Below are 25,005 nucleotides of genomic sequence, written 5' to 3' on the forward strand. Positions count from 1 at the left end.
CAACCGTTCAACACGCCAGGCGGCTGAGATAAGATGGTGGGTCGTGCAGGATTCGAACCTGCGACCAATTGATTAAAAGTCAACTGCTCTACCAACTGAGCTAACGACCCATCTTAGGTTGTGAAGCAATGCTGAAGTGTTCTTCTTAAAACTGCGCGGTAAAAGCGCGTCTGAGGAAGATGGTGGGTCGTGCAGGATTCGAACCTGCGACCAATTGATTAAAAGTCAACTGCTCTACCAACTGAGCTAACGACCCATCTTCAGGCTTACCAGACACTTTGCAATGTGTCCCGGCAACGGCGGCATATATTACTGATTTAGCGGGGTAGCGCAACTCTTATTTCTGCTAAATGCTTCAGTTGCTTACCTTTCATACGGCAAGACCAGAAATCACACGATATCTGGCCTGAACCGTACAGATTACAGACTTGTCAGACGTTTTTGCGCCTGCTTAGCAGATTCGGTGTCTGGATAAAGTTTGATCACCTGCTGGAAGACCGCTTTAGCTTTCGCTGTGTCTTTTTTCTCCTGCATGATGACGCCCACTTTCAACAACGCTTCTGCAGCTTTCGGCGACTTCGGATAGTTTTTCACTACCGTGGCGTAATAGTAAGCCGCGTCGTCCTTTTTGCCTTTGTTATAGTTCAGCTGTCCCAGCCAGTAATTGGCGTTCGGCTGATAGGTCGAATCCGGGTAACGTTTTACCCACGCCTGGAGCGCGCTGATCGCCTGATCATACTGTTTCTTCTCCAGAATCAGCGCCACAGCCGCATTGTAATCGCTGTTAGCGTCACCGGTCTGGGCAGGTGCGCTATCCGTTGATGCTGCCGCGCCTGCGGTTGCTGCTGCGCCGGTATCCGCTGCGGCATTACTGCCGGCTGCCTGCTGACCGCCGCTGGTGCTGGCGCTGCTCAGGCTGTCAATCTGCTGGTAAAGCTGCTTCTGCCGCTCAACCACCTGATTCAACTGATACGTGTTTTGCTGGATTTGCCCACGCAGCGCGTCGATATCACGCTGGTTATCGCTCATCTGCTGCTGCAATTGCTGCATCAGCTGTGCCTGGGCATTAGAAATTCGTTCAAGAGTGGTGACACGGTCTTCGACCGAGCCGGAGCCAACGCTACTGATTGACGCTTGGGCATTAGCGGCCCAGGGGGCCGCTACGCCAATCAGTAACGACAGACTCAACAGGTGATGTCTGAAGTTACTAACCATGTGATTCTCTTAGTAGACCAGAACGGCACGACGGTTTTTAGAATACGCTGCTTCGTCATGACCCAGAACGGCTGGCTTCTCTTTACCGTAAGATACGATAGACATCTGATCAGCCGACACGCCTTTGCCCTGCAGGTACATTTTAACCGCGTTAGCACGACGTTCGCCCAGGGCGATGTTGTATTCCGGCGTACCGCGCTCATCCGCATGACCTTCGATGGTCACTTTGTATGACGGGTTGCTGCGCAGGAAGGTTGCATGCTGATCCAGCATCTGTGCGTAATCAGACTGAACGTCATACTTGTCCAGGCCGAAGTACACGATGTTGTTCTGCTGCAGCTGCTGCATCTGCAGACGAGCCTGCTCGTCAGAAGACATGTTGCCGCCGTTGCCGTTCATGCCAGAATTTGCACCGTAAGCGCCGCCATCAGCGCCCATGCCAGTCTGGTCATTGTTGTTGTTCTTGTGTGAGCTACAAGCCGCTACTGCCAGAACCGGCAGAGCCAGCATCAAACCCTTCAGCACTTTGTTCAGTTGCATTTCAAAATCCCATTATTGTTTATTGTTTGTGATGTCTGAACTGTCAGACATTACAGATACGGCGACCAGGCAGGAAATTTTACCTGTCCATCAGTTGCCGGAAGACGCGCTTTGAAACGGCCGTCGGTAGAAACCAACTGCAACACGGAACCCATACCCTGAGTAGAGCTGTAGATTACCATTGTGCCATTGGGTGCCAGGCTCGGCGTTTCATCCAGGAACGTGTCCGTTAACGTTTGAACGGCTCCCGTTTCCAGATCCTGTTTGGCGACGTGTTGAGCACCACCGTTGGTGCTAATCATCACCATAGACTTACCATCTGTTGCGACATCCGCATCCTGGTTCTGACCGCCTTCCCAGGTAATACGTTGTGGCGCGCCACCGTTAAGTCCGACTTTGTAGATTTGTGGAGCACCAGCCTGATCGGAGGTGTAAGCCAGCGTCTGGCTGTCCGGGAACCAGGTCGGTTCGGTGCTGTTATAGCGACCATCGGTAATCTGACGCGTCTGACCTGAGGCCAGATCCATAACATAGAGGTTCAGGCTGCCGGTTTTAGAAAGCGCGAACGCCAGTTTAGAGCCATCCGGCGAGAACGCTGGGGCACCGTTGTGACGTGGATAGGAGGCGATCTGACGGATAGCGCCGTTCGACAGCGTCTGAACCACCAGCGCAGATTTGCCGCTTTCAAAGGTCACATAAGCGACTTTGCTGCCATCCGGAGACCAGGCTGGCGACATCAGCGGCTGTGGTGAACGATGCACGACAAACTGGTTGTAACCATCGTAGTCAGCAACGCGCAGTTCATACGGGAACTGGCCGCCGTTGGTCTGCACCACATAGGCGATACGGGTACGGAAAGCGCCCTTGATGCCGGTCAGCTTCAGGAACGTTTCGTCACTGGCCGTGTGAGCGGCATAACGCAGCCACTGCTTCGTCACTTTATAACTGTTTTGAGCCAGCACGGTACCTGGTGCACCGCCGGTGTCGACCAGCTGGTACGAAACCTGATAGCTGCCATCCGGGTTAGACGCGACCTGACCGACGACCACGGCATCAATGCCGAGTGCACTCCACGCGGCAGGCTGAACTTCCTGCGCGCTGGCAGGCTGCTGTGGCAGACGCGAGCGATCCAGTGGATTAAATTTGCCACTGTTGCGCAGGTCAGCTGCAACGATGCCGCCGATATCTTCCGGCGCTGCGCCAGCACCGGCCCATTTAAACGGCACCACGCCAATCGGGCGCGCAGTGTTGACACCCTGGGTGATCTCAATTCGAACTTCTGCATGCAGCATGGCTGCCCACAGCAGGATAAAAAAGCCTAACGTAACGCGAAGAGCTTGCTTCATTTTATCTCCCTTATCTGAACCTCAGTCCACGATAATTGGCACTGTTCCTGGAAACCACGAGTACAACTTAAGTACGGCACGCTAAACATAGATCAACTTGCCGCCCGTTACTGCATTATTGCGGTTTAAAACGCATTGGGGCGTTTTTAAACACTTCGTAGACCGCCTGCGAAGGCGGCTTCGGAATACGTGCCTGTTTTGCGGCAGCAATCGCGGCCTGACAGAGCGCGGGATCGCCACCCTCTGACTTAACATCAATCAACAAGCCATCAGGCGCAAGTTTAATCCGCAAATCACAGGTTTTTCCGCGATACAGATCCGCATCATAGAATCGGCTCTGAATCGCACTCACAACCTGACCCATGTAGGAGTTGATTTCCGCGCCTGATGCACCCGCTTTCTTCTGGTTTCCCTGCCCTGCTGCGCCGCCAGAGGTGCCGCTTTTCGGTGCATTTTTACCGGAAGCGAGTCCACCCAGCAAATCATCGACATCGCTGTCGTTGGCAGCATCGGCGGCGGCTTTCGCTTTAGCATCCGCTTTGGCCTTTGCGGCAGCATCGGCTTTGGCTTTCGCCGCGGCATCGGCTTTCGCTTTCGCGGCAGCTTCCGCCTTCTCTTTGGCGGCCTCTTTAGCCGCTTCCGCTTTCTCTTTTGCGGCTTCTGCGGCTTTCTCTTTCGCCGCCTCTGCGGCTTTTTCTTTGGCCTCAGCTGCTTTTTCTTTAGCCTCTTCAGCCGCTTTGGCTTTGGCATCCGCCGCCGCTTTCACTTTGGCCTCAGCCGCGGCTTTTGCATCTGCTTCAGATTTCGCCTTCGCTTCCGCAACGGCTTTCTCTTTTGCAGCAGCGGCAGCGGCGGCTTTCGCCTGCTGATCAGCCTGCTTCTTTGCTTCGGCTGCGGCCTGTTTCGCCTGCTCAGCCGCGGCTTTTGCCTGCGCATCTGCCTGAGCTTTTGCATCCGCTTTGGCTTTGGCAGCCGCCGCTTCCGCCGTTTTTTGCTGCTCCTGCGCCTGCTTAGCAGCGTCTTCGGCAGCTTTCTGCTGCTCAGCCTGCTGTTTCGCCTCTTCTTTCGCGGTTTCCTGCGCGGCTAAACGCTCTTTTTCCAGCGCTTTCAGACGCTGCTGTTCAGCAGCCTGTTTCTGTTGCAGCTCTTCAGCCTGCTGCTGCGCCTGCTTTTTACGCTGCTGCTCAGCCCGCTGGCTGTCACTTTGCTGGTTCTGCTGACGATTGTATTGACTCACGACGGCACCGGGATCGACCATCACTGCATCAATATCACTGCCTCCGCCACCCGCACTGCTGGCGTCAATGTGCTCATTAAACGAGCTCCAAATCAGCAGCGCGATCAGCACGATATGCAGAATCACCGAAATGATTATCGCGCGCTTTAACTTCTCGTTTTGCTCGGTTGCCTTCGACACACTCGGTTCCCAAAAAACGGTTCGATTTTAAATCGGCTGCGTCATCAAACCGACAGATTTAACACCCGCCTGGTGCAGCAGGTTGAGCGCTTTAATAATTTCATCGTAAGGCACCTCTTTCGCGCCCCCGATCAAAAAGACCGTCTTAGGATTCGCTTCCAGTCGACGCTGCGCTTCGCTGATTACCTGCTCTGGCGGAAGTTGATCCATACGATCGTGATCCACGACCAGGCTGTACTGACCCACGCCCGCCACTTCGACAATCACCGGCGGATTATCATCGCTGGCAACGGTTTTCGAATCGGTCGCATCAGGCAGATCCACTTCCACGCTCTGGGTAATAATGGGCGCCGTTGCCATGAAGATCAGCAACAGCACCAACAGGACGTCCAGTAGCGGAACGATGTTGATTTCCGACTTCAGGTCGCGGCGTTTGCGACCACGTACTCTGGCCATCATTAACCTCTATTTACTTAGCGCTATCGCTGGAGAAAGCCTGGCGATGCAGAATGGCAGTGAACTCTTCCATGAAGTTGTCGTAGCCCTGCTCCAGTTTGTTCACGCGCTGGTTCAGACGGTTGTACGCCATCACCGCCGGAATCGCGGCAAACAGACCGATAGCGGTCGCAATCAACGCTTCAGCGATACCCGGTGCAACCATCTGCAGGGTTGCCTGCTTCACGGCACCCAGTGCGATAAAGGCGTGCATGATCCCCCAGACGGTGCCGAACAGTCCGATATAAGGGCTGATAGAACCGACGGTGCCGAGGAATGGAATGTGGTTTTCCAGCGCTTCAAGCTCACGGTTCATTGAGATACGCATCGCACGGCTCGCACCATCAATGACCGCTTCCGGCGCATGGCTGTTGGCGCGATGCAGGCGGGCGAACTCTTTAAAGCCGGAATAGAAAATCTGCTCCGAACCGCCCAGTTCTTCCCGGCGCTCCTGGCTCTCCTGATAGAGGCGCGAGAGTTCGATGCCGGACCAGAATTTGTCTTCAAACGCCTCCGCTTCTCTTCCCGCCGCATTCAGAATACGTGTGCGCTGAATAATGATGGCCCAGGAGGCAATAGAAAAGCCGATCAAAATCAACATGATAAGTTTGACCAGAAGGCTCGCCTTCAGGAACAAATCAAGAATGTTCATGTCAGTCACTGCTTGAACTCCGCGACAATAGACTTGGGAAGCGCAATCGGCTTCATTAGATGTGGGTTAATGCAGGCAATCAGGACTTCTGCCTCATTGAGCACTTTGCCTTCAGTATTCACGATACGCTGAGTGAACGTCATGGTAGCCCGTGTCATTGATGTGACCTCGCTCTGGATCTCCAGAAGGTCATCAAGACGCGCCGCCGCCAGATAGTCCACCGATATACGCCGTACCACAAAAGCGATCTGCTGTTCTAACAGCGTCTGCTGATTAAAATGGTGCTGTCGCAACATTTCAGTACGTGCTCGTTCATAAAAAGCGATATAGCTGGCGTGATAAACCACACCACCGGCATCAGTATCTTCGTAGTAGACCCGAACCGGCCAGCGAAACAGCGTTGTACTCACTCTACATCCCGGCCTCGTTTTAAACGTTGTTACTATACGCAAGAGAATTGGGGTTGGGAATGGCTCGTCAGAGCCAGGCGAAAATAATTATCGCTCCGTAACAAACGGAACGATTTCAGGGAGATTAATTGACCAGACGCTGACAAAAATTCACTGACAGCGCCGATGAGGCGGGGTCTTAAAGATAAAAACGGTAAAGCGCAATAAATAGCACCAGCATGGCGGGTAACGGGGCAAACAGCGCCTGCCATCGGGTTTTCTGTGGCCGGAAGCCCACACCGTGGATCACCCCACTGCAGACCGCCCAGATCAGCACCAGCCCCTGCAGAGCCGGTAAATGGCCTGCCTGATTGGCAAAGCGTGTCGGATCCCACATCACGCCGCCTGCGGTCAGCAGCGCCAGCAGCAGTGAAAGGGCCCGTAACGGGCCCTTATCCATCAGATCATACAGCATCCGAATTAGCGTTCGCATCAGTGAGGCTCATCCTGCGCTTCAATGTGCTCAATCGCCAGCGCGGTCACGATACCAAAGGCACAGGCCAGCAACGTGCCGAGAATCCAGGCAAAATACCACATGCGACGTCTCCTTAATTAATAGAGTGAGTGACTGTTGCTTTCAATATGCTCTTTGGTGATACGACCAAACATCTTCCAGTAGCACCAGGTGGTGTAGGCCAGAATGATCGGCACAAAGATAGCGGCGGCAACGGTCATGGTTTGCAGCGTCAGCAGGCTGGACGTTGCGTCCCACATGGTCAGGCTCACACCCGGCACCGTGCTGGATGGCATGATGAACGGGAACATTGCAATACCGGCTGTCATGATGACGCAGGCCAGCGTCAGTGAGGAGAACAGGAACGCCCAGGCGCCCTTCTCAACCCGCGAGCAGAGTATGGTCAGCAGCGGCAGCACAGCGCCCAGCAGCGGGAACAGCCACAACACAGGGTGGTTCTGGAAGTTGACCATCCAGGCACCCGCTTCGCGCACCACGGTTTTGCCCAGTGGGTTAGAGGCGGCGAAGTGATCCATAGTGCTGGTCACCACATAACCATCGATACCATATTTCACCCAGACGCCCGCCAGGATAAAGCAGACCATCATCACCAGGGCGGCAAGTTGTGCTGCGGTGCGTGAACGCAGATGCAGTTCGCCGGTAGTGCGCATCTGCAGATAGGTTGCACCCTGCACCAGAATCATCGCCACACTGACCACACCCGCCAGCAGCCCAAACGGATTCAGCAGCTGGAAGAAGTTACCGGTATAGAACAGGCGCAGATACTCATCGGCATGGAACGGCACGCCCTGTAACAGGTTGCCAAACGCTACGCCAATCACCAGCGGCGGCACGAAGCTGCCAATGAAAATCCCCCAGTCCCAGGCACCGCGCCAGCGATTGTCTTCAATCTTCGAACGGTAATCGAAGCCAACCGGACGGAAGAACAGCGACGCGAGCACCAGAATCATCGCCACGTAGAAGCCAGAGAAGGCTGCCGCGTAGACCATCGGCCAGGCGGCAAACAGCGCGCCACCTGCGGTGATCAGCCAGACCTGGTTACCGTCCCAGTGTGGAGCGATACTGTTAATCATGATGCGACGTTCAGTATCATTCCGGCCCAGAATGCGCGTCAGCATCCCGACACCCATATCAAAACCATCTGCGACGGCAAAGCCAATCAGCAGTACGCCAATCAACAGCCACCAGACAAAGCGCAGAACTTCATAATCAAACATGGTCGCTCTCCTTATCCCTGTACCGGCTGGGTGATTGCCGTGATCTGCTCATGATGATAACGCCCGGTTTTCAGGCTGCTCGGCCCAAGGCGGGCGAATTTGAACATTAGGTACATCTCAGCCACCAGGAACATTGTGTAGAGTCCGCAGATCAGGATCATGGAGAACAGCAGATCGCCAACGGTCAGGGAGGAGTTGGCTACCGCAGTCGGCAGAACTTCACCGATAGCCCAGGGCTGACGACCATACTCCGCCACAAACCAGCCTGATTCGATAGCGATCCACGGCAGCGGAATACCAAACAGCGCCGCTTTCAGTAACCAGCGATTTTTACCGATGCGGTTACGCAGTACGCTCCAGAACGCCAGCGCGATAATGCCCAGCAGCAGTACGCCACACAGCACCATGATGCGGAAGGCAAAATAGAGCGGGGCGACACGCGGGATAGAGTCCTGCGTCGCCTGTTTAATCTGCGCTTCGGTCGCATCAGCCACGTTGTCGGTATAACGCTTCAGTAGCAGACCGTAGCCGAGATCCTGTTTGTGACTGTTGAACGCGTCACGCACCGCCGGATCCTGGCTGCCACCGCGCAGCTCATTCAGCAGGCCATAGGCTTTCATGCCGTTGCGGATGCGCACTTCATGCTGTGCCATCAGATCTTTCAGGCCGGTTACCGGCGTATCGGTAGATCGGGTGGCGATCAGGCCCAGCAGCCAGGGGATCTGTACTGCGTATCGGTTCTCCTGAGTTGCCTGATCGGGCAGGCCAAACAGGGTAAACGAGGCCGGTGCCGGCTGGGTTTCCCACTCCGCTTCGATAGCGGCCAGTTTGGTTTTCTGCACGTCACCCATTTCGTAACCTGACTCATCGCCCAGAACGATGACTGACAGCACCGCCGCCATGCCAAAGCTGGCCGCGATAGCGAACGAGCGTTTAGCAAAGGCGAAGTCACGGCCTTTCAGCATGTACCAGGCGCTGATGCCCATAATAAACATCGCACCGGTGGTGTAACCGGCTGCCACGGTGTGCACGAATTTCACCTGCGCGACCGGGTTCAGCACCAGCTCTGAGAAGCTGACCATCTCCATGCGCATGGTTTCGAAGTTGAACTCAGAGGCGATCGGATTCTGCATCCAGCCGTTAGCCACCAGAATCCACAGCGCCGACATGTTTGAGCCCAGCGCCACCAGCCAGGTGACGGCGAGGTGCTGCACTTTGCCCAGGCGATCCCAGCCAAAAAAGAACAGGCCAACAAAGGTGGATTCCAGGAAGAACGCCATCAGACCTTCGATGGCGAGCGGCGCGCCGAAGATATCGCCGACGTAGTGAGAGTAATATGACCAGTTAGTCCCGAACTGAAATTCCATGGTCAGGCCGGTGGCGACACCCAGCGCAAAGTTAATACCAAATAACTTGCCCCAGAACTTCGTCATATCTTTATAGATTTGTTTGCCGCTCAGGACATATACCGTTTCCATGATCGCCAGCAAGAACGCCATACCCAGCGTTAAAGGGACGAACAGAAAATGGTACATCGCCGTTAAGGCAAACTGTAACCGCGACAGCTCGACGATATCTAACATAAGGACTCCTTGCTCCTCGCTTTGTCTCCGTCACGCGCGCGAACAGATCGAACGCAATCAGAGTCAGCAACGACTGTTTATTGATTCCAGTTTTTTATTACCCGCAGAACAGGTCTGTGAGCTGCCCGAACAGGCGAGTAGCGAATGAAGCAGCTCAGAAAATTGTCAATCAGCGCTTTCGTTAACGCGTGCTTTAACAGGAGGAAAGCGGGTGTTATCCCGGGTTGAGCAGACGTTTGAAAATTTGTGTAAAAGGCTGGATTGATGCAGCGCAATTTACGCCCTTAGCGTTGCGCTTTGCCAGAGATATAGTTGGATATAAGTCGCAATTAATTGATCTGGATTAACGCAATAAGTTTCCAAATGGGGTCAGGTAGGTTTCTTGTTAATGAGATGTCAGTAATGAAATAAAGCGCGAAGGAATAATTTACCTTTGACACTTTTTCTTAACGTGATGAGCCGCGGGCCAGCTATTTTACCGCGCACTCTTCTCTTTAGCTTCCTGCGTTATAGCTCTCATTTACAGGCATAAAAAAAGCCACCCGAAGGTGGCTTAGTCTCAGATGACGCTGACTTATTTAGCAGGTAATACGGCTTTAACTGCGTCACCGATATCTGCCAGGCTGCGGACGGTTTTCACGCCTGCCGCTTCCAGCGCAGCAAATTTCTCATCTGCTGTACCTTTACCACCGGCAATGATGGCGCCAGCATGGCCCATACGCTTGCCTTTCGGCGCGGTGACGCCAGCAATGTAGCCTACAACCGGCTTGGTCACGTGCTCTTTAATGAAGGCTGCAGCTTCTTCTTCTGCGCTACCGCCGATCTCACCAATCATCACGATAACTTCAGTCTGTGGATCATCCTGGAACATTTTCAGGATGTCGATGAAGTTAGAGCCTGGGATCGGGTCACCACCGATGCCAACGCAGGTTGACTGGCCGTAGCCGATATCCGTGGTCTGCTTAACCGCTTCATAGGTCAGGGTGCCTGAACGTGACACGATACCGACGCGGCCCGGCTGGTGAATGTGGCCCGGCATGATGCCGATTTTACATTCGCCTGGGGTGATAACGCCTGGGCAGTTTGGACCGATCATCCGCACGCCTGCTTCATCCAGCTTCACTTTCACGGTCAGCATATCCAGGGTCGGGATGCCTTCGGTAATGGTGATGATCAGTTTGATGCCCGCGTCGATCGCTTCCAGGATGCCATCTTTACAGAAAGGAGCCGGAACGTAGATCACAGTGGCGGTCGCGCCGGTTGCTTCTACCGCTTCGCGAACGGTGTTGAACACCGGCAGGCCGAGATGGGTCGTGCCACCTTTGCCTGGCGTCACGCCGCCAACCAGTTGGGTGCCGTATGCCAGCGCCTGCTCAGAATGGAAAGTCCCCTGGCCACCGGTGAAACCCTGGCAAATGACTTTGGTGTTTTTGTCGATCAGAATGGACATTATTTACCCTCCGCGGCAGCAACAACACGCTGTGCGGCGTCTGTCAGGCTGGTTGCTGCAATGATGTTCAGACCGCTGTCCGCCAGTTTCTGGGCGCCCAGCTCGGCGTTGTTACCTTCCAGACGTACCACAACTGGCACGTTCACACCCACTTCAGCGACTGCGCCGATGATGCCGTCGGCAATCAGGTCGCAGCGTACGATACCGCCGAAGATGTTAACGAATACGGCTTTAACCGCATCGTCAGACAGGATGATTTTGAAGGCTTCGGTCACGCGCTCTTTGGTTGCGCCGCCGCCGACATCAAGGAAGTTGGCCGGTTGACCGCCGTGGTGTTTAACGATGTCCATGGTGCCCATCGCCAGACCTGCGCCGTTAACCATACAACCGATGTTGCCTTCCAGCGCAACATAGTTCAGTTCCCACTGTGTCGCATGGGCTTCACGTGGATCTTCCTGGCTTGGATCGCGCATTTCGCGCAGCTCTGGCTGACGGAACAGGGCATTGCCATCGGCACCCAGTTTGCCATCCAGGCAGATCAGGTCGCCCTGTTTGGTGATCACCAGCGGGTTGATCTCAACCATCGCCAGATCGCGCTCCAGGAACAGTGTCGCCAGACCCATGAAGATCTTGGTGAACTGGCCAACCAGCTTGCCGGTCAGGCCAAGTTTGAACGCCAGCTCACGGCCCTGATAAGGCTGCGGGCCAGTCAGTGGATCCAGCGCCATTTTGTGGATCAGGTGCGGGGTCTCTTCCGCCACTTTTTCAATTTCCACGCCGCCTTCAGTGGAGGCCATGAAAATTACGCGACGCGTTGCGCGATCGACCACAGCGCCCAGATAGAGCTCCTGATCGATATCGGTCGCCGCTTCAACCAGAATCTGGTTTACCGGCTGGCCGTTTGCGTCTGTCTGATAGGTAACCAGGCGTTTGCCCAGCCAGTTTTCAGCAAAAGCGCGAATCTCTTCTTTGCTGTTAACCACTTTCACACCGCCCGCTTTACCGCGGCCACCGGCATGAACCTGACATTTAACTACCCACGGGCCTGCGCCAATTTTAGAGGCTGCTTCTTCCGCTTCACGTGGTGTAGTACAGGCGTAACCCGTTGGTGCCGGCATACCATACCGTGCAAACAGTTGTTTCGCCTGGTATTCGTGTAAGTTCATGATGTTCTATCCATTCAGGTCTGAAAAGAGTAATGAGGTTGGGCGCGCGGCAAGGCGCGCCCGGTGAAAATCAGACATCCAGCAGCAGGCGCGCCGGATCTTCCAGCATCTCTTTCACTGCAACCAGATAACCAACTGATTCACGGCCATCGATCAGACGGTGGTCGTAGGAGAGCGCCAGATACATCATCGGCAGCACCACAACCTGACCATTGACCGCCATCGGGCGATCTTTGATGGCGTGCATGCCCAGGATGGCGCTCTGCGGTGGGTTGATGATCGGGGTGGACATCAGTGAACCAAAGACGCCGCCGTTGGTGATGGTAAAGTTACCGCCGGTCAGATCCTCAACTGTCAGTTTGCCGTCACGGCCTTTCACTGCCAGCTCTTTGATTTTCTTCTCGATGTCCGCCATGCTCAGCGCATCCACGTCACGCAGGACGGGTGTAACCAGACCACGTGGCGTAGAGACCGCAATGCTGACGTCGAAGTAGTTGTGGTAAACCACATCTTCACCATCGATAGAAGCATTCACTTCCGGATAGCGTTTCAGCGCTTCAACAACCGCTTTGATGTAGAAGGACATAAAGCCCAGACGTACACCGTGACGCTTCTCGAAGGCCTCACCATACTGCTTACGCAGATCCATGATGGGCTTCATGTTGATTTCGTTGAAGGTGGTCAGCATCGCGGTGCTGTTCTTCGCTTCCAGCAGACGCTCGGCAACACGCTTACGCAGACGGGTCATCGGCACGCGTTTTTCGCTGCGGTTAGCCACTGGCTGCTGCGCGGCGGCCGCATCAGCAGCTGGCGCAGCGGCTTTGGCAGCCTGCGGTTTGTTGGCCAGATGTTTTTCAACATCTTCACGGGTCAGACGACCGCCAACACCGCTGCCTTTGATCTGTGAGGCATCAAGATTGTGCTCTGCAATCAGACGGCGGATAGCCGGGCTGAGCGCATCGTTGCTCTCTTCTTCCAGTGACGCAGTCTGACGCTGAGCCGGGGTAGACTCTTTGCTTTCAGACTTCGCGCTGCTCTCTTTACCGGCGCTGTTGCCCTCTTTCAGACGACCCAGGATCTGGCGGGAAGTGACGGTGGCGCCCTCTTCTTCCAGAACGGCTTCCAGGATACCGTCCGCCGAGGCTGGCACTTCCAGTACAACTTTGTCAGTTTCGATTTCGACCAGCACTTCATCGCGAGTGACTGCATCGCCTGGTTTTTTATGCCAGGTTGCCACAGAGGCATCGGCAACCGATTCAGGCAGGTCGGGAACGAGAATATCTACGCTACTCATTATCTTTCCTTTTAATTAATTAACGTTCAGCGCGTCATTAACCAGGTCTTGCTGCTGTTGTTGGTGTACGGACATGTAACCCACGGCCGGTGAGGCGGATGCCGGGCGGCCTGCATAACGTAAAGTGGCACCAAACGGCACAACTTCACGGAAATGATGCTGACTGCAATACCAGGCGCCCTGATTCAGTGGCTCTTCCTGACACCAGACAAAATCCTGCACGTGAGCATACGCTTTTAATGCTTCCTGTACCGCGTGATGCGGGAACGGATAGAGCTGCTCGATGCGCACGATAGCCACATCGGTCTGCTCATTTTTACGACGCTGCTCCAGCAGGTCGTAATAGACTTTACCGGAGCACAGCACGACGCGTTTCACGCCCTGCGGATCCAGATCATCGACTTCGCCAATCGCAGGCTGGAAGCTGCCGTTAGCCAGTTCATCCAGCGTGGAGATCGCCAGCGGATGACGCAGCAGTGATTTCGGCGACATCACAATCAGCGGACGGCGCATACCGCGCAGCGCCTGACGACGCAGCATATGGTAAACCTGCGCAGGGGTAGACGGCACGCAGACCTGCATGTTCTGCTCAGCGCAGAGTTGCAGATAACGTTCCAGGCGCGCAGAGGAGTGCTCTGGCCCCTGACCTTCATAACCGTGCGGCAGCAGCATCACCAGGCCACACATCCGGCCCCATTTCTGCTCACCGGAGCTGATGAACTGGTCGATAACAACCTGTGCGCCGTTGGCGAAGTCACCAAACTGCGCTTCCCAGATGGTCAGGATGCGCGGCTCTGCGGTGGCATAACCATATTCAAAGGCCAGTACCGCCTCTTCTGACAGCACGGAGTCCCACACCTTGAACTGACCCTGTCCGCTGTGCACGTGGTGCAGAGGGGTATAGGTTGAGCCGTTCGCCTGGTTATGGACTACCGCGTGACGATGGAAGAAGGTTCCGCGACCGGTATCTTCACCCGACAGACGTACCGGAATGCCTTCATCAACCAGCGTGGCGTATGCCAGGTTTTCCGCGCCGCCCCAGTCAAAGGCTTTCTCGCCTTCAGCCATCAGACGACGGTCGTTGTAAATCTTGGCAACACGTGACTGCACTTCCACCTCTTCAGGCACCTGGCTGATACGCAGCGCCAGCTCCTTCAGACGTTTCATGTCGACCTGAGCCGGGTAAGGTTCATCCCACTCATGATTCAGGTAAGGTGACCAGGTAAAGGAGTGCAGGCTCATTGGACGCCATTCCGGCACCACACACTCACCCGCATCCAGCGCGTCACGGTAGAGATTGACCATTTCGGTCGCATCTTCCTGCGTGGCAATGGCCTCACCTTCCAGACGGTCGGCATAGATTTTACGCGGCGTCGGGTGTTTTTTGATTTTCTGGTACATCAGCGGCTGGGTCGCACTTGGCTCATCCGCCTCGTTGTGACCATGACGGCGATAGCAGACCAGATCGATAAACACATCACGCTTAAAGGTGTTGCGATAGTCGAGCGCCAGTCGGGTCACAAACGCGACCGCTTCCGGATCGTCAGCATTGACGTGGAAAATCGGTGCCAGCACCATTTTGCCGATATCGGTGCAGTAAGGGGTCGAACGCGCATCTTTCGGGTTGGAGGTGGTGAAGCCAACCTGGTTGTTGATGACGATGCGAACGGTACCGCCCACTTCATAACCGCGCGCCTGTGACATGTTCAGGGTTTCCTGAACCACGCCCTGGCCAATCACGGCCGCATCACCATGAATGGTGATCGGTAAAACTTTATTGCTGGCTGGCTCATCCAGACGATCCAGACGCGCACGCACTGAACCCATGACCACCGGGCTGACGATCTCCAGGTGCGACGGGTTAAACGCCAGCGCCAGGTGAACCAGGCCGCCTTCGGTTTCCACGTCAGACGAGAAGCCCATGTGGTACTTCACGTCACCGGTGCCCAGATGCTCTTTGTGCTTACCGGCGAACTCGTCGAACAGATCCTGTGGCTTTTTACCCAGCACGTTGATCAGCACGTTGAGACGGCCACGGTGCGCCATACCCAGTACGACTTCACGGGTTCCGCTCTTACCGGCATGACGGATCATTTCGCGCAGCATCGGAACCAGAGCATCGCCGCCTTCCAGCGAGAAGCGTTTGGCACCCGGGAATTTCGCTCCGAGATATTTTTCCAGCCCTTCGGCCGCGGTCAGCTCTTTCAGGAAACCTTTTTTCTCTTCATTGCTGAAGGCTGCACGGCCCGCGACGGACTCAAGACGCTGCTGAATCCAGCGTTTCTCATCAGTGTTGTTGATGTGCATATATTCTGCACCGATCGAGCCGCAGTAAGTCTGAGTCAGCGCCTCGAACAGTTCGGCCAGCTTCATGGTCTCTTTGCCAATGGCAAAAGAGCCGACGTTAAAGCTTTCCTGAAAATCGGCCTCGGTCAGATCGTGAAAAGCGGGATCGAGATCGGCTACCCGGTCCTGTTTCCACAGACCAAGCGGGTCAAGATTGGCGTGCTGATGACCGCGGAAACGAAACGCGTTAATCAGCTGCAGCACTTTTACTTGCTTGGAGTTGGTTTCAGGATCGGAGACAGATGAGGTGTAACGAGATGCGTCTTTCGCCAGGCGACGGAAGTACTCACGTGTGGTGGAGTGAAACTGCTCAGGTTTCATTCCGGTGCCCGGTAACTGCTGGAACATCGAGCGCCACACTGCATCGACAGAGTCAGGATCGGTCAGGAAATCCTCATAGAGCTGCTCTATGTAAGACTGATTCGCGCCGGCCAGCCAGGAAGAGTCCAGCCAGGGCTTCATCGCGCTGTTCTGCATTGTGATCCCTTAAGCATTGCTATGCTTTTTTGAGGTTTCATTTGTTGCCGCTTTCGCGGTTTGCCGTAGTGAGTTCAGCGATACGAGCACTTTGCGCAGCGCGCGTGGCCCGTAAGGGAACCTTTGTAAACGTGGTAATCACCGCGCTTACAGAGGCTTCCGTAAAACACCGGGAACCTGAGGTTCCCGGCAGAAACTGCTTATGCGCCGCGCTGCAGCAGCATCGACTTGATATGGCCGATGGCGCGCGTCGGGTTCAGCCCTTTCGGACATACGCTCACACAGTTCATGATGCTATGGCAGCGGAATACGCTGAAAGCATCATTCAGATTGTCGAGACGCGCCTCGGTTTCGGTGTCGCGGCTGTCAATCAGGAAGCGGTAAGCGGCCAGCAGGCCAGCAGGACCGATGAACTTCTCAGGATTCCACCAGAATGATGGGCATGAGGTTGAGCAGCAGGCACAGAGTATACATTCGTACAGGCCATCCAGGTGTTCACGCTCATCCGGCGACTGCAGATGTTCACGAGCTGGCGGATTTTCCCCATTATTCAACAGGAAAGGCTTAATTTTCTCATACTGTGCATAAAACTGGCTCATGTCTACAACCAGGTCACGCACCACCGGTAAACCTGGCAGCGGACGGATAACAATTTTCTGTTTGCCGTTGCCCAGCGCCGAGACGGGCGTAATGCAGGCCAGTCCGTTTTTACCGTTCATGTTCAGGCCATCGGAACCGCAGACGCCTTCACGACAGGAGCGACGAAACGCCAGGGTCGGATCTTTCTCTTTCAGGCGAATCAGCGCGTCCAGCAGCATCATGTCGCGACCATCTTCCGCTTCCAGGGTGTAATCCTGCATGCGCGGTTTGTCATCGACATCCGGATTGTAGCGATAAATTGAAAACTCGAGTCTCATGATCGTCTCCGAAATTAGTAGGTACGCACTTTCGGCGGGAAGGCCGCGCGCAGTTTCGGCTGCATGTTCACCTCACGGCGCGTCATGCTTTCGGTTTCCGGGACATAAAGACTGTGGCACAGCCAGTTTTCATCATCACGATCCGGGAAGTCGAAGCGACTGTGCGCACCGCGGCTTTCGGTGCGATAGTTAGCCGCTACCGCCGTGGCAAAGGCCGTCTCCATCAGGTTATCCAGCTCCAGGCACTCAATACGCTGGGTGTTGAAATCCGGTGAGCGGTCATCCAGACGCGCTGACTTCAGGCGCTGACGAATCTCTTTCAGCTCTTCCAGACCCTGAGCCATCGCTTCGCCTTCACGGAATACCGAGAAGTTATTCTGCATGCAGCGTTGCAGCGCTTTACGAATCTCAACCGGATCTTCACCCGTGGTGTTATTTTCCCAGCGGTTGAAACGCGCCATCGCCCCGGCGATCTCATCTTCTGTGGCATCACGCAGGTCGCCCTGCTCCTGAATACTCGCCAGCAGATGCAGACCCGCTGCACGGCCAAAGACCACCAGGTCAAGCAGTGAGTTACCGCCCAGACGGTTGGCACCATGCACCGATACGCAGGCGATTTCACCGACGGCGAACAGGCCTGGAATCACTACATCTTCGCCCTGCTCATTGACGCGCAGTGCCTGGCCGGTCACTTTGGTCGGAATACCGCCCATCATGTAGTGGCAGGTCGGAATGACCGGAATCGGCTCTTTAATCGGATCGGCGTGCGCAAAGGTGCGTGACAGCTCAAGGATGCCAGGCAGACGTGACTCAAGCACCTCTTTACCCAGATGATCCAGTTTCAGTTTGAGATGTGGACCCCACGGGCCATCACAGCCGCGACCTTCACGGATTTCAATCATCATTGAGCGCGCAACCACGTCGCGGCCCGCCAGATCTTTGGCGTTCGGCGCATAACGCTCCATGAAGCGTTCGCCATGTTTGTTCAGCAGATAGCCGCCTTCACCACGGCAGCCTTCGGTGACCAGCACGCCCGCACCGGCGATACCGGTTGGGTGGAACTGCCACATCTCCATATCCTGCACCGGTACGCCCGCACGCAGTGCCATACCTACGCCGTCACCGGTGTTGATATGCGCATTGGTGGTGGACTGGTAGATACGGCCCGCGCCGCCGGTAGCCAGAATGGTCGCTTTCGCTTTGAAATAAACGGTTTCGCCGGTTTCGATGCAGATAGCGGTACAACCCACGACTGCGCCATCGGCGTTTTTCACCAGATCCAGTGCATACCACTCAGAGAAGATGGTGGTTTTGTTTTTCAGGTTCTGCTGATAAAGGGTGTGCAGCAACGCGTGACCGGTACGGTCAGCCGCAGCCGCCGTACGTGCCGCCTGCTCGCCACCGAAATTCTTTGACTGGCCACCAAACGGACGCTGGTAGACTCGACCATCTTCCAGACGCGAGAAAGGCAGACCCATGTGTTCCAGTTCCAGAATCGCTTCCGGGCCGGTTTTACACATATATTCAATCGCGTCCTGGTCACCGATATAGTCGGAACCTTTGACGGTGTCGTACATGTGCCATTCCCAGTTATCTTCATGGGTATTACCCAGCGCAACGGTAATACCGCCCTGCGCAGATACGGTGTGGGAACGGGTCGGGAAAACTTTAGATAACAGGGCACAGCTCTGGCCGCCCTGGGAGATTTGCAGTGCGGCTCGCATTCCTGCGCCACCTGCGCCGATTACCACGGCATCGAACTCTCTGATTGGCAAACTCATTTACACACCCCACACCACAACAAATCCATAAATCGCATACCACAACAGCGCCACGACAATCACAAACTGCAACAACAAGCGGGTTGGCAGTGATTTAACGTAGTCTGTTAACACCTGCCACATGCCAATCCAGCCGTGGATCAGAATGGAGAACAGCGTCAGCAGCGTGAACACTTTGGTGAATGCGGAAGCGAAGAAGCCACGCCACAGGTCATAAGTCAGCGTGTCTGTCATCACCACGAAACCGAGGATATAGACGATGTAGAGCGTTATGAGAATTGCAGTTGCCCGCAGCAGCAGCCAGTCCTGAATGCCGTTGCGACCCAATGCGGATGCATTGCTTACCATACGAGGACTCCCGCCAGAATTGCCAGCACGACAGTGATCACAAAAGTCATATGAGCGGAACGCTTACCAACCTGCAGCGTTTCGGCCAGATAACCAAAATCCATCAACATATGACGAATCCCGCTCACCGCGTGATAGGCCAGCGCCGTTAAGATGCCCCACATAATGAACTTCGCGAAGAAGCCATCCATGATGGACGCAGCGTGCTGGAAACCTTCAGGAGAGGAGAGAGAGAGACCGAGCAGCCACAGCAGGATGCCAATGGCAACCAATGTGATTACGCCGGAGACGCGGTGAAGAATGGACGATATTGCAGTAACGGGAAACCGGATCGTCGAGAGATCCAAGTTGACAGGTCTTTGTTTTTTCACGGTTTTGCCCACACAGCTCTTTTTTATTTTGCTTCCTCCGGACCTGAGGCGGAGTCTAATCACAACGCGTGGCAGACTTTAACCGTCACCAAAAAAGCAACATCCAGTGTTAATTGACGCGGTAGTAAACGCTGGGTGGCTCCTGGTGTCAGGGTGTTCCGGAGACCTGCCTGGAGTATAGGAGGATCACATTCTGATTACAATTCCCCTACAAACTCTTTGGTATATTTTAGGTGGAACAGTGATCCTACTCACGATTTTCACAATTGATACAATTTTAATTATCTGATTTGACAATAGTTCAACAATTCAGTTACAAACTAAGCCTGTAAATTCCTATGATGCGCAAAAGTTATGGGGATACACTTTCCCCTAAGCGCAAGTTATGTAACATTGCGATAATGAGCATTAAAAAGCATCAGGTTATTGGTTACCAAGAAGTTATGTCCTGACCGGATCTTTAACAACCGCGATATGCAGCATGTCCATGGCTCACCGGTTCCCGCTGGGAACGCGCCGCTCACTCTGTACCCTGCACCCGTTATACCCCCGCAGAGTGATACTGTGTAGTTTTGCCAACCGCAACATGAACGCGTTTCAGGTGTCTAAAGATCCTTACCCACATAAGGCGCTATGGAGACGAAAATGACAGATAAAAAAGTAACGCTAACCCTGCAAGATGGAACATCTATTGAACTGGACGTGCTGAAAGGTACGCTGGGCCAGGATGTCGTTGATGTCCGCACTCTGGGTTCAAGTGGCCTGTTCACCTTCGATCCCGGTTTTACGTCTACCGCGTCCTGCGAATCTGCAATCACCTTTATCGATGGGGATGAAGGTATCCTGCTGCACCGTGGTTTCCCTATTTCTGAGCTGGCGACCCACTCTAACTATCTGGAAGTCTGCTACATCCTGCTGAACGGCGAAGCACCAAACCAGAAACAGTTTGATGAGTTCCGTACCACGGTTACCCGCCACACCATGATTCATGAGCAGATTACCCGCCTGTTCCACGGCTTCCGTCGCGATTCGCATCCGATGGCGGTGATGTGCGGTGTTACTGGTGCACTGGCTGCGTTTTACCACGATTCGCTGGATGTAAACATTGAGCGCCACCGCGAAATCGCAGCATTCCGTCTGCTTTCTAAAATGCCGACCATGGCAGCGATGTGTTACAAATATTCTATCGGCCAGCCGTTTGTCTATCCGCGCAACGATCTCTCCTATGCGGGTAACTTCCTGCACATGATGTTTGCCACGCCGTGCGAAGAGTACAAAGTGAATCCGGTGCTGGAACGCGCCATGGACCGCATCCTGATCCTGCATGCTGACCATGAGCAGAACGCCTCAACCTCTACCGTTCGTACCGCCGGTTCAAGCGGCGCGAATCCGTTTGCCTGTATCGCCGCCGGGATCGCCTCCCTGTGGGGACCGGCGCACGGTGGTGCCAACGAAGCGACCCTGCGTATGCTGGAAGAGATCAGCACCGTTGAGCATATTCCGGAATTTGTTAAACGCGCTAAAGACAAAAATGACTCCTTCCGTCTGATGGGCTTTGGTCACCGCGTTTACAAAAACTACGATCCACGCGCGACCGTGATGCGCGATACCTGCCATGAAGTCCTGAATGAGCTGGGTATGAAGGATGACCTGCTGGAAGTGGCGATGGAGCTGGAACACATTGCGCTGAACGACCCGTACTTCATCGAGCGTAAACTCTATCCAAACGTGGACTTCTACTCCGGTATTATCCTGAAAGCGATGGGTATTCCATCCTCCATGTTTACGGTGATCTTCGCGATGGCCCGTACCGTTGGCTGGATTGCACACTGGAAAGAGATGCACGACGAAGGCATGAAGATTGCCCGTCCACGTCAGCTCTACACCGGTTATACCGAGCGCGAATTCAGCTCACAGCTGAAAAAGTAAGGCTCAGTGGATAGCGGAGAGGGATCTCCGCCTGATGTTGCTTTAAAGCCGGGGGCGGTTGGCTGTGATACCGCGCCTGCGCAGAGAACATGGTCAGATCGGAAAGTCGCTTAAACCATCCATGGCCGCTCGGCCCGCGCCGTCCCTGGCGCGGGACGCTTTCCTCCTCTGACCGTATTCCCTGCGCGTCAGACTTCTTCGTAGCGGCTGGACTCACCCGGATTCGAGTTTGTCAGCTGTTTGCAGTAAGAACCTTTTCCTGTTTTGTTCGCCAATGCGGTCGCCCCTATCTCTGACAACCCGGACACCAGTAAAAAGGCCGTGATGAGAGCGTGCCCTTCTCAATCACCGTGCCGCAGCGCCGGCATTTTTTGCCCTGCCGATGAAACACCTCAAACTGAAACGCCGCTTCCTCATGATATTTCTTCATGGTTCCACGCATCCGATAGGCATGACGCGGCACCGACAGCAGCGCTTCGCTGAAAGCAGTCAGCTGATCGTTACTGAGATCCTGCGCCCGATGATTTGGCAGCAGCTGCGCCAGCCAGAGAATCTCGGCACGCAGATAGTTTCCCAGCCCGGCCAGAAAAGCCTGATCCAGCAGCAGACCACTGAACTGCCGCCGCCGGAAGCGGGGTGACAGCAGCCGCTCTTTCACCTCTTCCACTGTCAGCGCGCTGTTCAGCACATCCGGCCCGATACGATTAAGAAACGGATGCGCCGCCAGCGTATCCGCGTTGAGCAGCTCAATATCAGAGGCGCTGTAGAGCAGAATCGCTTTGCCCGCCGTCGCCAGTCGCACCCGCAACTGACGGGTGGAGTTCAGTTCGGTGTCAGGTTTTACAATGCGCCAGACACCATAAAGCTGGTTATGACTGTAGAGCGTCAGGCCATTGCTGAAATGAGTCAGCAGCGCTTTACCCCGCGTCTCAATCGCATTAACCTGCTCACCAATCAATGCCGGTTCATAGGTTTTGAGCTGAGGAAACGCGAACCACGCTTCCGTTAACGGCTGACCCACAATGGCGTCTTCAAGTTTATCCGCCACGCGGCGAATTTCCGGTCCTTCAGGCATCGTTCATCCTCTTAATGGGTGGCGCCGCCAGCCTGTCTGATATCCTCGCCGGTCTCCAGCGTGACCTTTACCGCAATCTCCAGCGCCTGAATAATGGACGCCAGCGCCATGCTCGGTGCGCCCGGATGCTGCGCCGCCTGTTCAGGCAGATAAGGAATATGGATAAAACCTCCCCGCACCGGACTGTCATGCTGCTCAAGCCAGTGCAGCAGGCCGTACATTACGCGGTTGCAGGTAAAGGTGCCCGCCGTTTGCGACACTGAAGCAGGGATCCCCGCTTCCCGCACCGCCGCCACAATCGCTTTGATGGGCAGACGGGAAAAATAGGCTGCCGGGCCACCTGCTACGACGGGCTCATCCACCGGCTGATGACCGGCGTTGTCCGGGATACGGGCGTCATCGACATTAATACCAATACGTTCAACGGTAATGTCGCTTCGCCCGCCCGCCTGCCCCACCGACAGAATCGCATCCGGTTTCACCTCTTCCAGCGCCTGATTCAGCACCCTGAGTACGTCGCTGAATACCACCGGCAACTGGCGGATCACTATCGTCGCCCCGCTAATCTGTTTACCTTCCAGCGCGCGCACCGCTTCCCATGAAGGGTTAATCGTTTCACCGCCAAAAGGTTCAAAGGCGGTCATCAGGACAGTTTTCATGCAACCTCACAGGAACATCAGGAAATAGAGCAGGAAAATATTAACGATTAACAGTAGCACACCGGTCGGAATCTGAGCCTTGATCACCGCGTTACGATCAGGCAGTTCCAGCAGCGCCGCCGGGACGATATTGAAGTTGGCCGCCATCGGCGTCATCAGCGTGCCGCAGTAGCCGGAGAACATGCCAATTGCCGCCATCACTGCCGGATTTCCGCCGTGCTGCAACACCAGAATCGGGATGCCGACGCCTGCGGTGATAATCGGAAACGCCGCAAAAGCATTACCCATGATCATGGTTAACAGCGCCATCCCGACGGCATAGACGGTAACCGCGACAAAGCGATTATCCACCGCCAGCCAGGTTTCTGTCAGATGCGAAATAGCACTGCCCACGCCCGCGCTGGTAAACAGCAGCCCCAGGGTGGCGAGGATCTGCGGCAGGATAAAGGCCCAGCCAATCGAATCCAGCAGGCGACGGGTCTCCTGCATCGACTGCACCGGTTTCTCGTGGGTCAGTTTTAACGCCACCAGCCAGCCAATCACACAGCCGACCATCATTGAAAACAGCGTCACCAGCGTAGCGTGGTTACCGGGGCCGAACACCGCATCCTGCAAACCGGGAATATGGTTAAACGCCAGCACACCGACCACGGTCACGACCGGAATCGACAGTGCAGGCAGAAACAGTTTATTGCGCAGACGCAGCGCACTGGCCTGTTTCTCTTCATCGCTGCGCTGATGATAGCGACCCAGCCTGACACCGCCAAACCCGGCAATCAGCGCCATCACCACCACAATGACACCGATGCCGATGTGCAGCATACGGGTGCCCGCCGCATCTGACCCCATCCAGGCGCTCATCAGTTGCGTCGTCCAGTCACCGACCAGAAAAACCAGGCCATACAAGGCCCAGAACAGGCCGGTGGTAAAGCGACGTGGATTCGCGCTGTCACGCCAGGAAAGCACCGCCACCACCAGCAGGATAATGCCCGCCAGCCACATCAGATATTGTTGCTGGAACATTACTCACCTCCTTTGGCTTTCAGCGCCTGACGGTTCAGCTGCTGCAGCTCTCGCGCCAGTTGCCGATCCAGCCGTACCAGACGTGCCGAGTGGATCAGGAACGCGGCGACGGCAGTCGGAATGCCCCATAAGGCGATGTGCAGCGGTTCGGTCTGAATCCCGGCGGACTCCTGCATAAAGTTATGCATAAAGATAATCGCGCCAAACGCCACGAAGATATCCTCACCAAAGAAGAGGCCGACATTATCGGTCGCCGCTGACATCGCGCGCAGCCGATGGCGCAGCTCAGGTGAGATCTCGCCATAGCGGCTTTCAGTTGCTCCTTCCGCCATCGGTGCCAGCAACGGACGCACCATCTGCGGATGTCCGCCGAGACTGGTTAACCCCAGCGCGGCGGTGATTTCGCGCACAAACAGGTAGACGATCAGCAGCCGTCCGGCGGTTGCCGTTTTGATCTGTGCAATCCACGCCTGCGCCCGCTCTTTCAGTCCGTGACGCTCCAGCAGGCCAATGACCGCCAGCGGCAGCAGCAGGATCAGCGGCAGGTTGCGGGTGTTAAGAAAACCTGCCCCGAGCTTTTCCAGAATGTCCGCCAGCGGCATCATCGCGGCCAGACCGGTCACAAACCCGGCGACAATCACCACCAGCACCGGATTGAACCGTAACAGGAAGCCGACGACGATGGCGGCGATGCCCAGTAATGGCCAGAGATTTACTGCACTATCCATGGATTTCCCTCAGAGTTGAAAAACCCGGCATACGCCGGGCTAAGTGTGGTTA

Annotated in this window: 24 protein-coding genes and 2 tRNA genes; 1 reads left to right on the forward strand and 25 read right to left on the reverse strand. The window is 55.1% G+C overall.

From position 1 onward, the window contains the following. Positions 1 to 34 precede the first annotated feature (34 nt). From OK409_RS08855 to sdhC, 21 genes are all read right to left on the reverse strand, one after another. A tRNA-Lys gene (locus OK409_RS08855) sits at positions 35 to 110 on the reverse strand. A gap of 70 nt (positions 111 to 180) precedes the next feature. Next, a tRNA-Lys gene (locus tag OK409_RS08860) sits at positions 181 to 256 on the reverse strand. A 164-nt stretch (positions 257 to 420) separates the two neighbouring features. Further along, positions 421 to 1,215, reverse strand: coding sequence for a cell division protein CpoB (gene cpoB, locus OK409_RS08865; RefSeq protein ID WP_010260773.1), 795 nt, complete (start codon positions 1,213 to 1,215; stop codon positions 421 to 423). A gap of 9 nt (positions 1,216 to 1,224) precedes the next feature. Next, positions 1,225 to 1,755 carry a peptidoglycan-associated lipoprotein Pal gene (pal, locus tag OK409_RS08870; RefSeq protein ID WP_010260771.1) on the reverse strand — a complete coding sequence of 177 codons (531 nt, stop codon included), beginning with the start codon at positions 1,753 to 1,755 and terminating at the stop codon, positions 1,225 to 1,227. A gap of 50 nt (positions 1,756 to 1,805) precedes the next feature. After that, complete coding sequence (tolB, locus tag OK409_RS08875) at positions 1,806 to 3,101, reverse strand: Tol-Pal system beta propeller repeat protein TolB (protein ID WP_010260769.1); 1,296 nt, start codon at positions 3,099 to 3,101, stop codon at positions 1,806 to 1,808. 115 nt (positions 3,102 to 3,216) lie between these two features. Next, on the reverse strand, positions 3,217 to 4,518 hold the full coding sequence (tolA, locus tag OK409_RS08880; RefSeq protein WP_163792456.1) for a cell envelope integrity protein TolA: 1,302 nt from the start codon (positions 4,516 to 4,518) through the stop codon (positions 3,217 to 3,219). Positions 4,519 to 4,545: 27 nt separating this feature from the next. Continuing rightward, on the reverse strand, positions 4,546 to 4,974 hold the full coding sequence (gene tolR, locus OK409_RS08885) for a colicin uptake protein TolR (protein WP_010260764.1): 429 nt from the start codon (positions 4,972 to 4,974) through the stop codon (positions 4,546 to 4,548). Positions 4,975 to 4,987: 13 nt separating this feature from the next. Continuing rightward, complete coding sequence (tolQ, locus tag OK409_RS08890; RefSeq protein WP_010260762.1) at positions 4,988 to 5,674, reverse strand: Tol-Pal system protein TolQ; 687 nt, start codon at positions 5,672 to 5,674, stop codon at positions 4,988 to 4,990. Beyond that, a complete protein-coding gene (gene ybgC / locus OK409_RS08895) occupies positions 5,671 to 6,075 on the reverse strand; it encodes a tol-pal system-associated acyl-CoA thioesterase (RefSeq protein WP_010260759.1) in 405 nt (134 codons plus the stop codon). The genes tolQ and ybgC overlap by 4 nt, the downstream gene beginning before the upstream one ends. A 178-nt stretch (positions 6,076 to 6,253) precedes the next feature. Next, a complete protein-coding gene (gene ybgE / locus OK409_RS08900) occupies positions 6,254 to 6,547 on the reverse strand; it encodes a cyd operon protein YbgE (RefSeq protein WP_264366993.1) in 294 nt (97 codons plus the stop codon). Then, positions 6,547 to 6,651 (reverse strand): cytochrome bd-I oxidase subunit CydX, encoded by a 105-nt coding sequence (gene cydX, locus OK409_RS08905; RefSeq protein ID WP_010260755.1) that lies wholly within the window; start codon positions 6,649 to 6,651, stop codon positions 6,547 to 6,549. Before cydX ends, ybgE begins: the two co-directional genes overlap by 1 nt. Before the next feature lie 15 nt (positions 6,652 to 6,666). After that, positions 6,667 to 7,806, reverse strand: coding sequence for a cytochrome d ubiquinol oxidase subunit II (cydB, locus tag OK409_RS08910; RefSeq protein ID WP_010671299.1), 1,140 nt, complete (start codon positions 7,804 to 7,806; stop codon positions 6,667 to 6,669). Between the two features lie 11 nt (positions 7,807 to 7,817). Next, complete coding sequence (cydA, locus tag OK409_RS08915; RefSeq protein ID WP_192072507.1) at positions 7,818 to 9,389, reverse strand: cytochrome ubiquinol oxidase subunit I; 1,572 nt, start codon at positions 9,387 to 9,389, stop codon at positions 7,818 to 7,820. Between the two features lie 574 nt (positions 9,390 to 9,963). Then, entirely contained in the window at positions 9,964 to 10,839 is an 876-nt protein-coding gene (sucD, locus tag OK409_RS08920; protein ID WP_010260744.1) for a succinate--CoA ligase subunit alpha, read from the reverse strand. Further along, a complete protein-coding gene (sucC, locus tag OK409_RS08925; protein ID WP_003853151.1) occupies positions 10,839 to 12,005 on the reverse strand; it encodes an ADP-forming succinate--CoA ligase subunit beta in 1,167 nt (388 codons plus the stop codon). Before sucC ends, sucD begins: the two co-directional genes overlap by 1 nt. Before the next feature lie 70 nt (positions 12,006 to 12,075). Further along, the gene (gene odhB, locus OK409_RS08930; protein ID WP_010260740.1) at positions 12,076 to 13,299 is read right to left on the reverse strand and encodes a 2-oxoglutarate dehydrogenase complex dihydrolipoyllysine-residue succinyltransferase; all 1,224 of its coding nucleotides are present in this window, start codon (positions 13,297 to 13,299) and stop codon (positions 12,076 to 12,078) included. Positions 13,300 to 13,314: 15 nt separating this feature from the next. Next, complete coding sequence (gene sucA, locus OK409_RS08935) at positions 13,315 to 16,122, reverse strand: 2-oxoglutarate dehydrogenase E1 component (protein WP_010260738.1); 2,808 nt, start codon at positions 16,120 to 16,122, stop codon at positions 13,315 to 13,317. Positions 16,123 to 16,322: 200 nt separating this feature from the next. Further along, positions 16,323 to 17,039 (reverse strand): succinate dehydrogenase iron-sulfur subunit, encoded by a 717-nt coding sequence (locus OK409_RS08940; protein WP_010260736.1) that lies wholly within the window; start codon positions 17,037 to 17,039, stop codon positions 16,323 to 16,325. A 14-nt stretch (positions 17,040 to 17,053) separates the two neighbouring features. Further along, positions 17,054 to 18,820 (reverse strand): succinate dehydrogenase flavoprotein subunit, encoded by a 1,767-nt coding sequence (gene sdhA, locus OK409_RS08945; protein ID WP_022626042.1) that lies wholly within the window; start codon positions 18,818 to 18,820, stop codon positions 17,054 to 17,056. Continuing rightward, positions 18,821 to 19,168 carry a succinate dehydrogenase membrane anchor subunit gene (sdhD, locus tag OK409_RS08950; RefSeq protein WP_009091417.1) on the reverse strand — a complete coding sequence of 116 codons (348 nt, stop codon included), beginning with the start codon at positions 19,166 to 19,168 and terminating at the stop codon, positions 18,821 to 18,823. Further along, a complete protein-coding gene (sdhC, locus tag OK409_RS08955; protein ID WP_029519433.1) occupies positions 19,162 to 19,551 on the reverse strand; it encodes a succinate dehydrogenase cytochrome b556 subunit in 390 nt (129 codons plus the stop codon). Before sdhC ends, sdhD begins: the two co-directional genes overlap by 7 nt. 633 nt (positions 19,552 to 20,184) lie before the next feature. On the opposite strand from sdhC, the gene OK409_RS08960 reads away from it, so the two are divergent. Continuing rightward, complete coding sequence (locus OK409_RS08960) at positions 20,185 to 21,468, forward strand: citrate synthase (RefSeq protein ID WP_010260725.1); 1,284 nt, start codon at positions 20,185 to 20,187, stop codon at positions 21,466 to 21,468. A gap of 286 nt (positions 21,469 to 21,754) precedes the next feature. On the opposite strand, the gene nei is transcribed toward OK409_RS08960, so the two are convergent. Genes nei through OK409_RS08980 form a run of 4 tightly spaced genes read right to left on the reverse strand, consistent with a single transcriptional unit; the run spans position 21,755 to position 24,953 of the window. Then, positions 21,755 to 22,543 carry an endonuclease VIII gene (nei, locus tag OK409_RS08965; protein ID WP_010671297.1) on the reverse strand — a complete coding sequence of 263 codons (789 nt, stop codon included), beginning with the start codon at positions 22,541 to 22,543 and terminating at the stop codon, positions 21,755 to 21,757. Between the two features lie 11 nt (positions 22,544 to 22,554). Further along, complete coding sequence (pcp, locus tag OK409_RS08970; protein WP_010671296.1) at positions 22,555 to 23,202, reverse strand: pyroglutamyl-peptidase I; 648 nt, start codon at positions 23,200 to 23,202, stop codon at positions 22,555 to 22,557. Positions 23,203 to 23,208: 6 nt separating this feature from the next. Beyond that, the gene (locus tag OK409_RS08975) at positions 23,209 to 24,225 is read right to left on the reverse strand and encodes a DUF979 domain-containing protein (RefSeq protein WP_031592206.1); all 1,017 of its coding nucleotides are present in this window, start codon (positions 24,223 to 24,225) and stop codon (positions 23,209 to 23,211) included. Beyond that, positions 24,225 to 24,953 carry a DUF969 domain-containing protein gene (locus OK409_RS08980; RefSeq protein WP_010671295.1) on the reverse strand — a complete coding sequence of 243 codons (729 nt, stop codon included), beginning with the start codon at positions 24,951 to 24,953 and terminating at the stop codon, positions 24,225 to 24,227. Before OK409_RS08980 ends, OK409_RS08975 begins: the two co-directional genes overlap by 1 nt. Between the last annotated feature and the right edge of the window lie 52 nt (positions 24,954 to 25,005).

The sequence above is a fragment of the Pantoea sp. RG18 genome, assembly GCF_025910075.1.
In the GTDB taxonomy this organism is placed as follows: domain Bacteria; phylum Pseudomonadota; class Gammaproteobacteria; order Enterobacterales; family Enterobacteriaceae; genus Pantoea; species Pantoea agglomerans.

Bases quoted from the DNA above. Each gene is read 5' to 3' on its own strand.
- cpoB (WP_010260773.1), bottom strand. From the start codon at position 1,215: ATGGTTAGTAACTTCAGACATCACCTGTTGAGTCTGTCGTTACTGATT.
- pcp (WP_010671296.1), bottom strand. From the start codon at position 23,202: ATGAAAACTGTCCTGATGACCGCCTTTGAACCTTTTGGCGGTGAAACG.
- sucC (WP_003853151.1), bottom strand. From the start codon at position 12,005: ATGAACTTACACGAATACCAGGCGAAACAACTGTTTGCACGGTATGGT.
- sdhD (WP_009091417.1), bottom strand. From the start codon at position 19,168: ATGGTAAGCAATGCATCCGCATTGGGTCGCAACGGCATTCAGGACTGG.
- sucA (WP_010260738.1), bottom strand. From the start codon at position 16,122: ATGCAGAACAGCGCGATGAAGCCCTGGCTGGACTCTTCCTGGCTGGCC.
- cydB (WP_010671299.1), bottom strand. From the start codon at position 7,806: ATGTTTGATTATGAAGTTCTGCGCTTTGTCTGGTGGCTGTTGATTGGC.
- OK409_RS08960 (WP_010260725.1), top strand. From the start codon at position 20,185: ATGACAGATAAAAAAGTAACGCTAACCCTGCAAGATGGAACATCTATT.
- tolR (WP_010260764.1), bottom strand. From the start codon at position 4,974: ATGGCCAGAGTACGTGGTCGCAAACGCCGCGACCTGAAGTCGGAAATC.
- OK409_RS08980 (WP_010671295.1), bottom strand. From the start codon at position 24,953: ATGGATAGTGCAGTAAATCTCTGGCCATTACTGGGCATCGCCGCCATC.
- sdhA (WP_022626042.1), bottom strand. From the start codon at position 18,820: ATGAGTTTGCCAATCAGAGAGTTCGATGCCGTGGTAATCGGCGCAGGT.
- pal (WP_010260771.1), bottom strand. From the start codon at position 1,755: ATGCAACTGAACAAAGTGCTGAAGGGTTTGATGCTGGCTCTGCCGGTT.
- cydX (WP_010260755.1), bottom strand. From the start codon at position 6,651: ATGTGGTATTTTGCCTGGATTCTCGGCACGTTGCTGGCCTGTGCCTTT.
- OK409_RS08940 (WP_010260736.1), bottom strand. From the start codon at position 17,039: ATGAGACTCGAGTTTTCAATTTATCGCTACAATCCGGATGTCGATGAC.
- OK409_RS08975 (WP_031592206.1), bottom strand. From the start codon at position 24,225: ATGTTCCAGCAACAATATCTGATGTGGCTGGCGGGCATTATCCTGCTG.
- odhB (WP_010260740.1), bottom strand. From the start codon at position 13,299: ATGAGTAGCGTAGATATTCTCGTTCCCGACCTGCCTGAATCGGTTGCC.
- tolB (WP_010260769.1), bottom strand. From the start codon at position 3,101: ATGAAGCAAGCTCTTCGCGTTACGTTAGGCTTTTTTATCCTGCTGTGG.
- ybgE (WP_264366993.1), bottom strand. From the start codon at position 6,547: ATGCGAACGCTAATTCGGATGCTGTATGATCTGATGGATAAGGGCCCG.
- cydA (WP_192072507.1), bottom strand. From the start codon at position 9,389: ATGTTAGATATCGTCGAGCTGTCGCGGTTACAGTTTGCCTTAACGGCG.
- sucD (WP_010260744.1), bottom strand. From the start codon at position 10,839: ATGTCCATTCTGATCGACAAAAACACCAAAGTCATTTGCCAGGGTTTC.
- nei (WP_010671297.1), bottom strand. From the start codon at position 22,543: ATGCCTGAAGGACCGGAAATTCGCCGCGTGGCGGATAAACTTGAAGAC.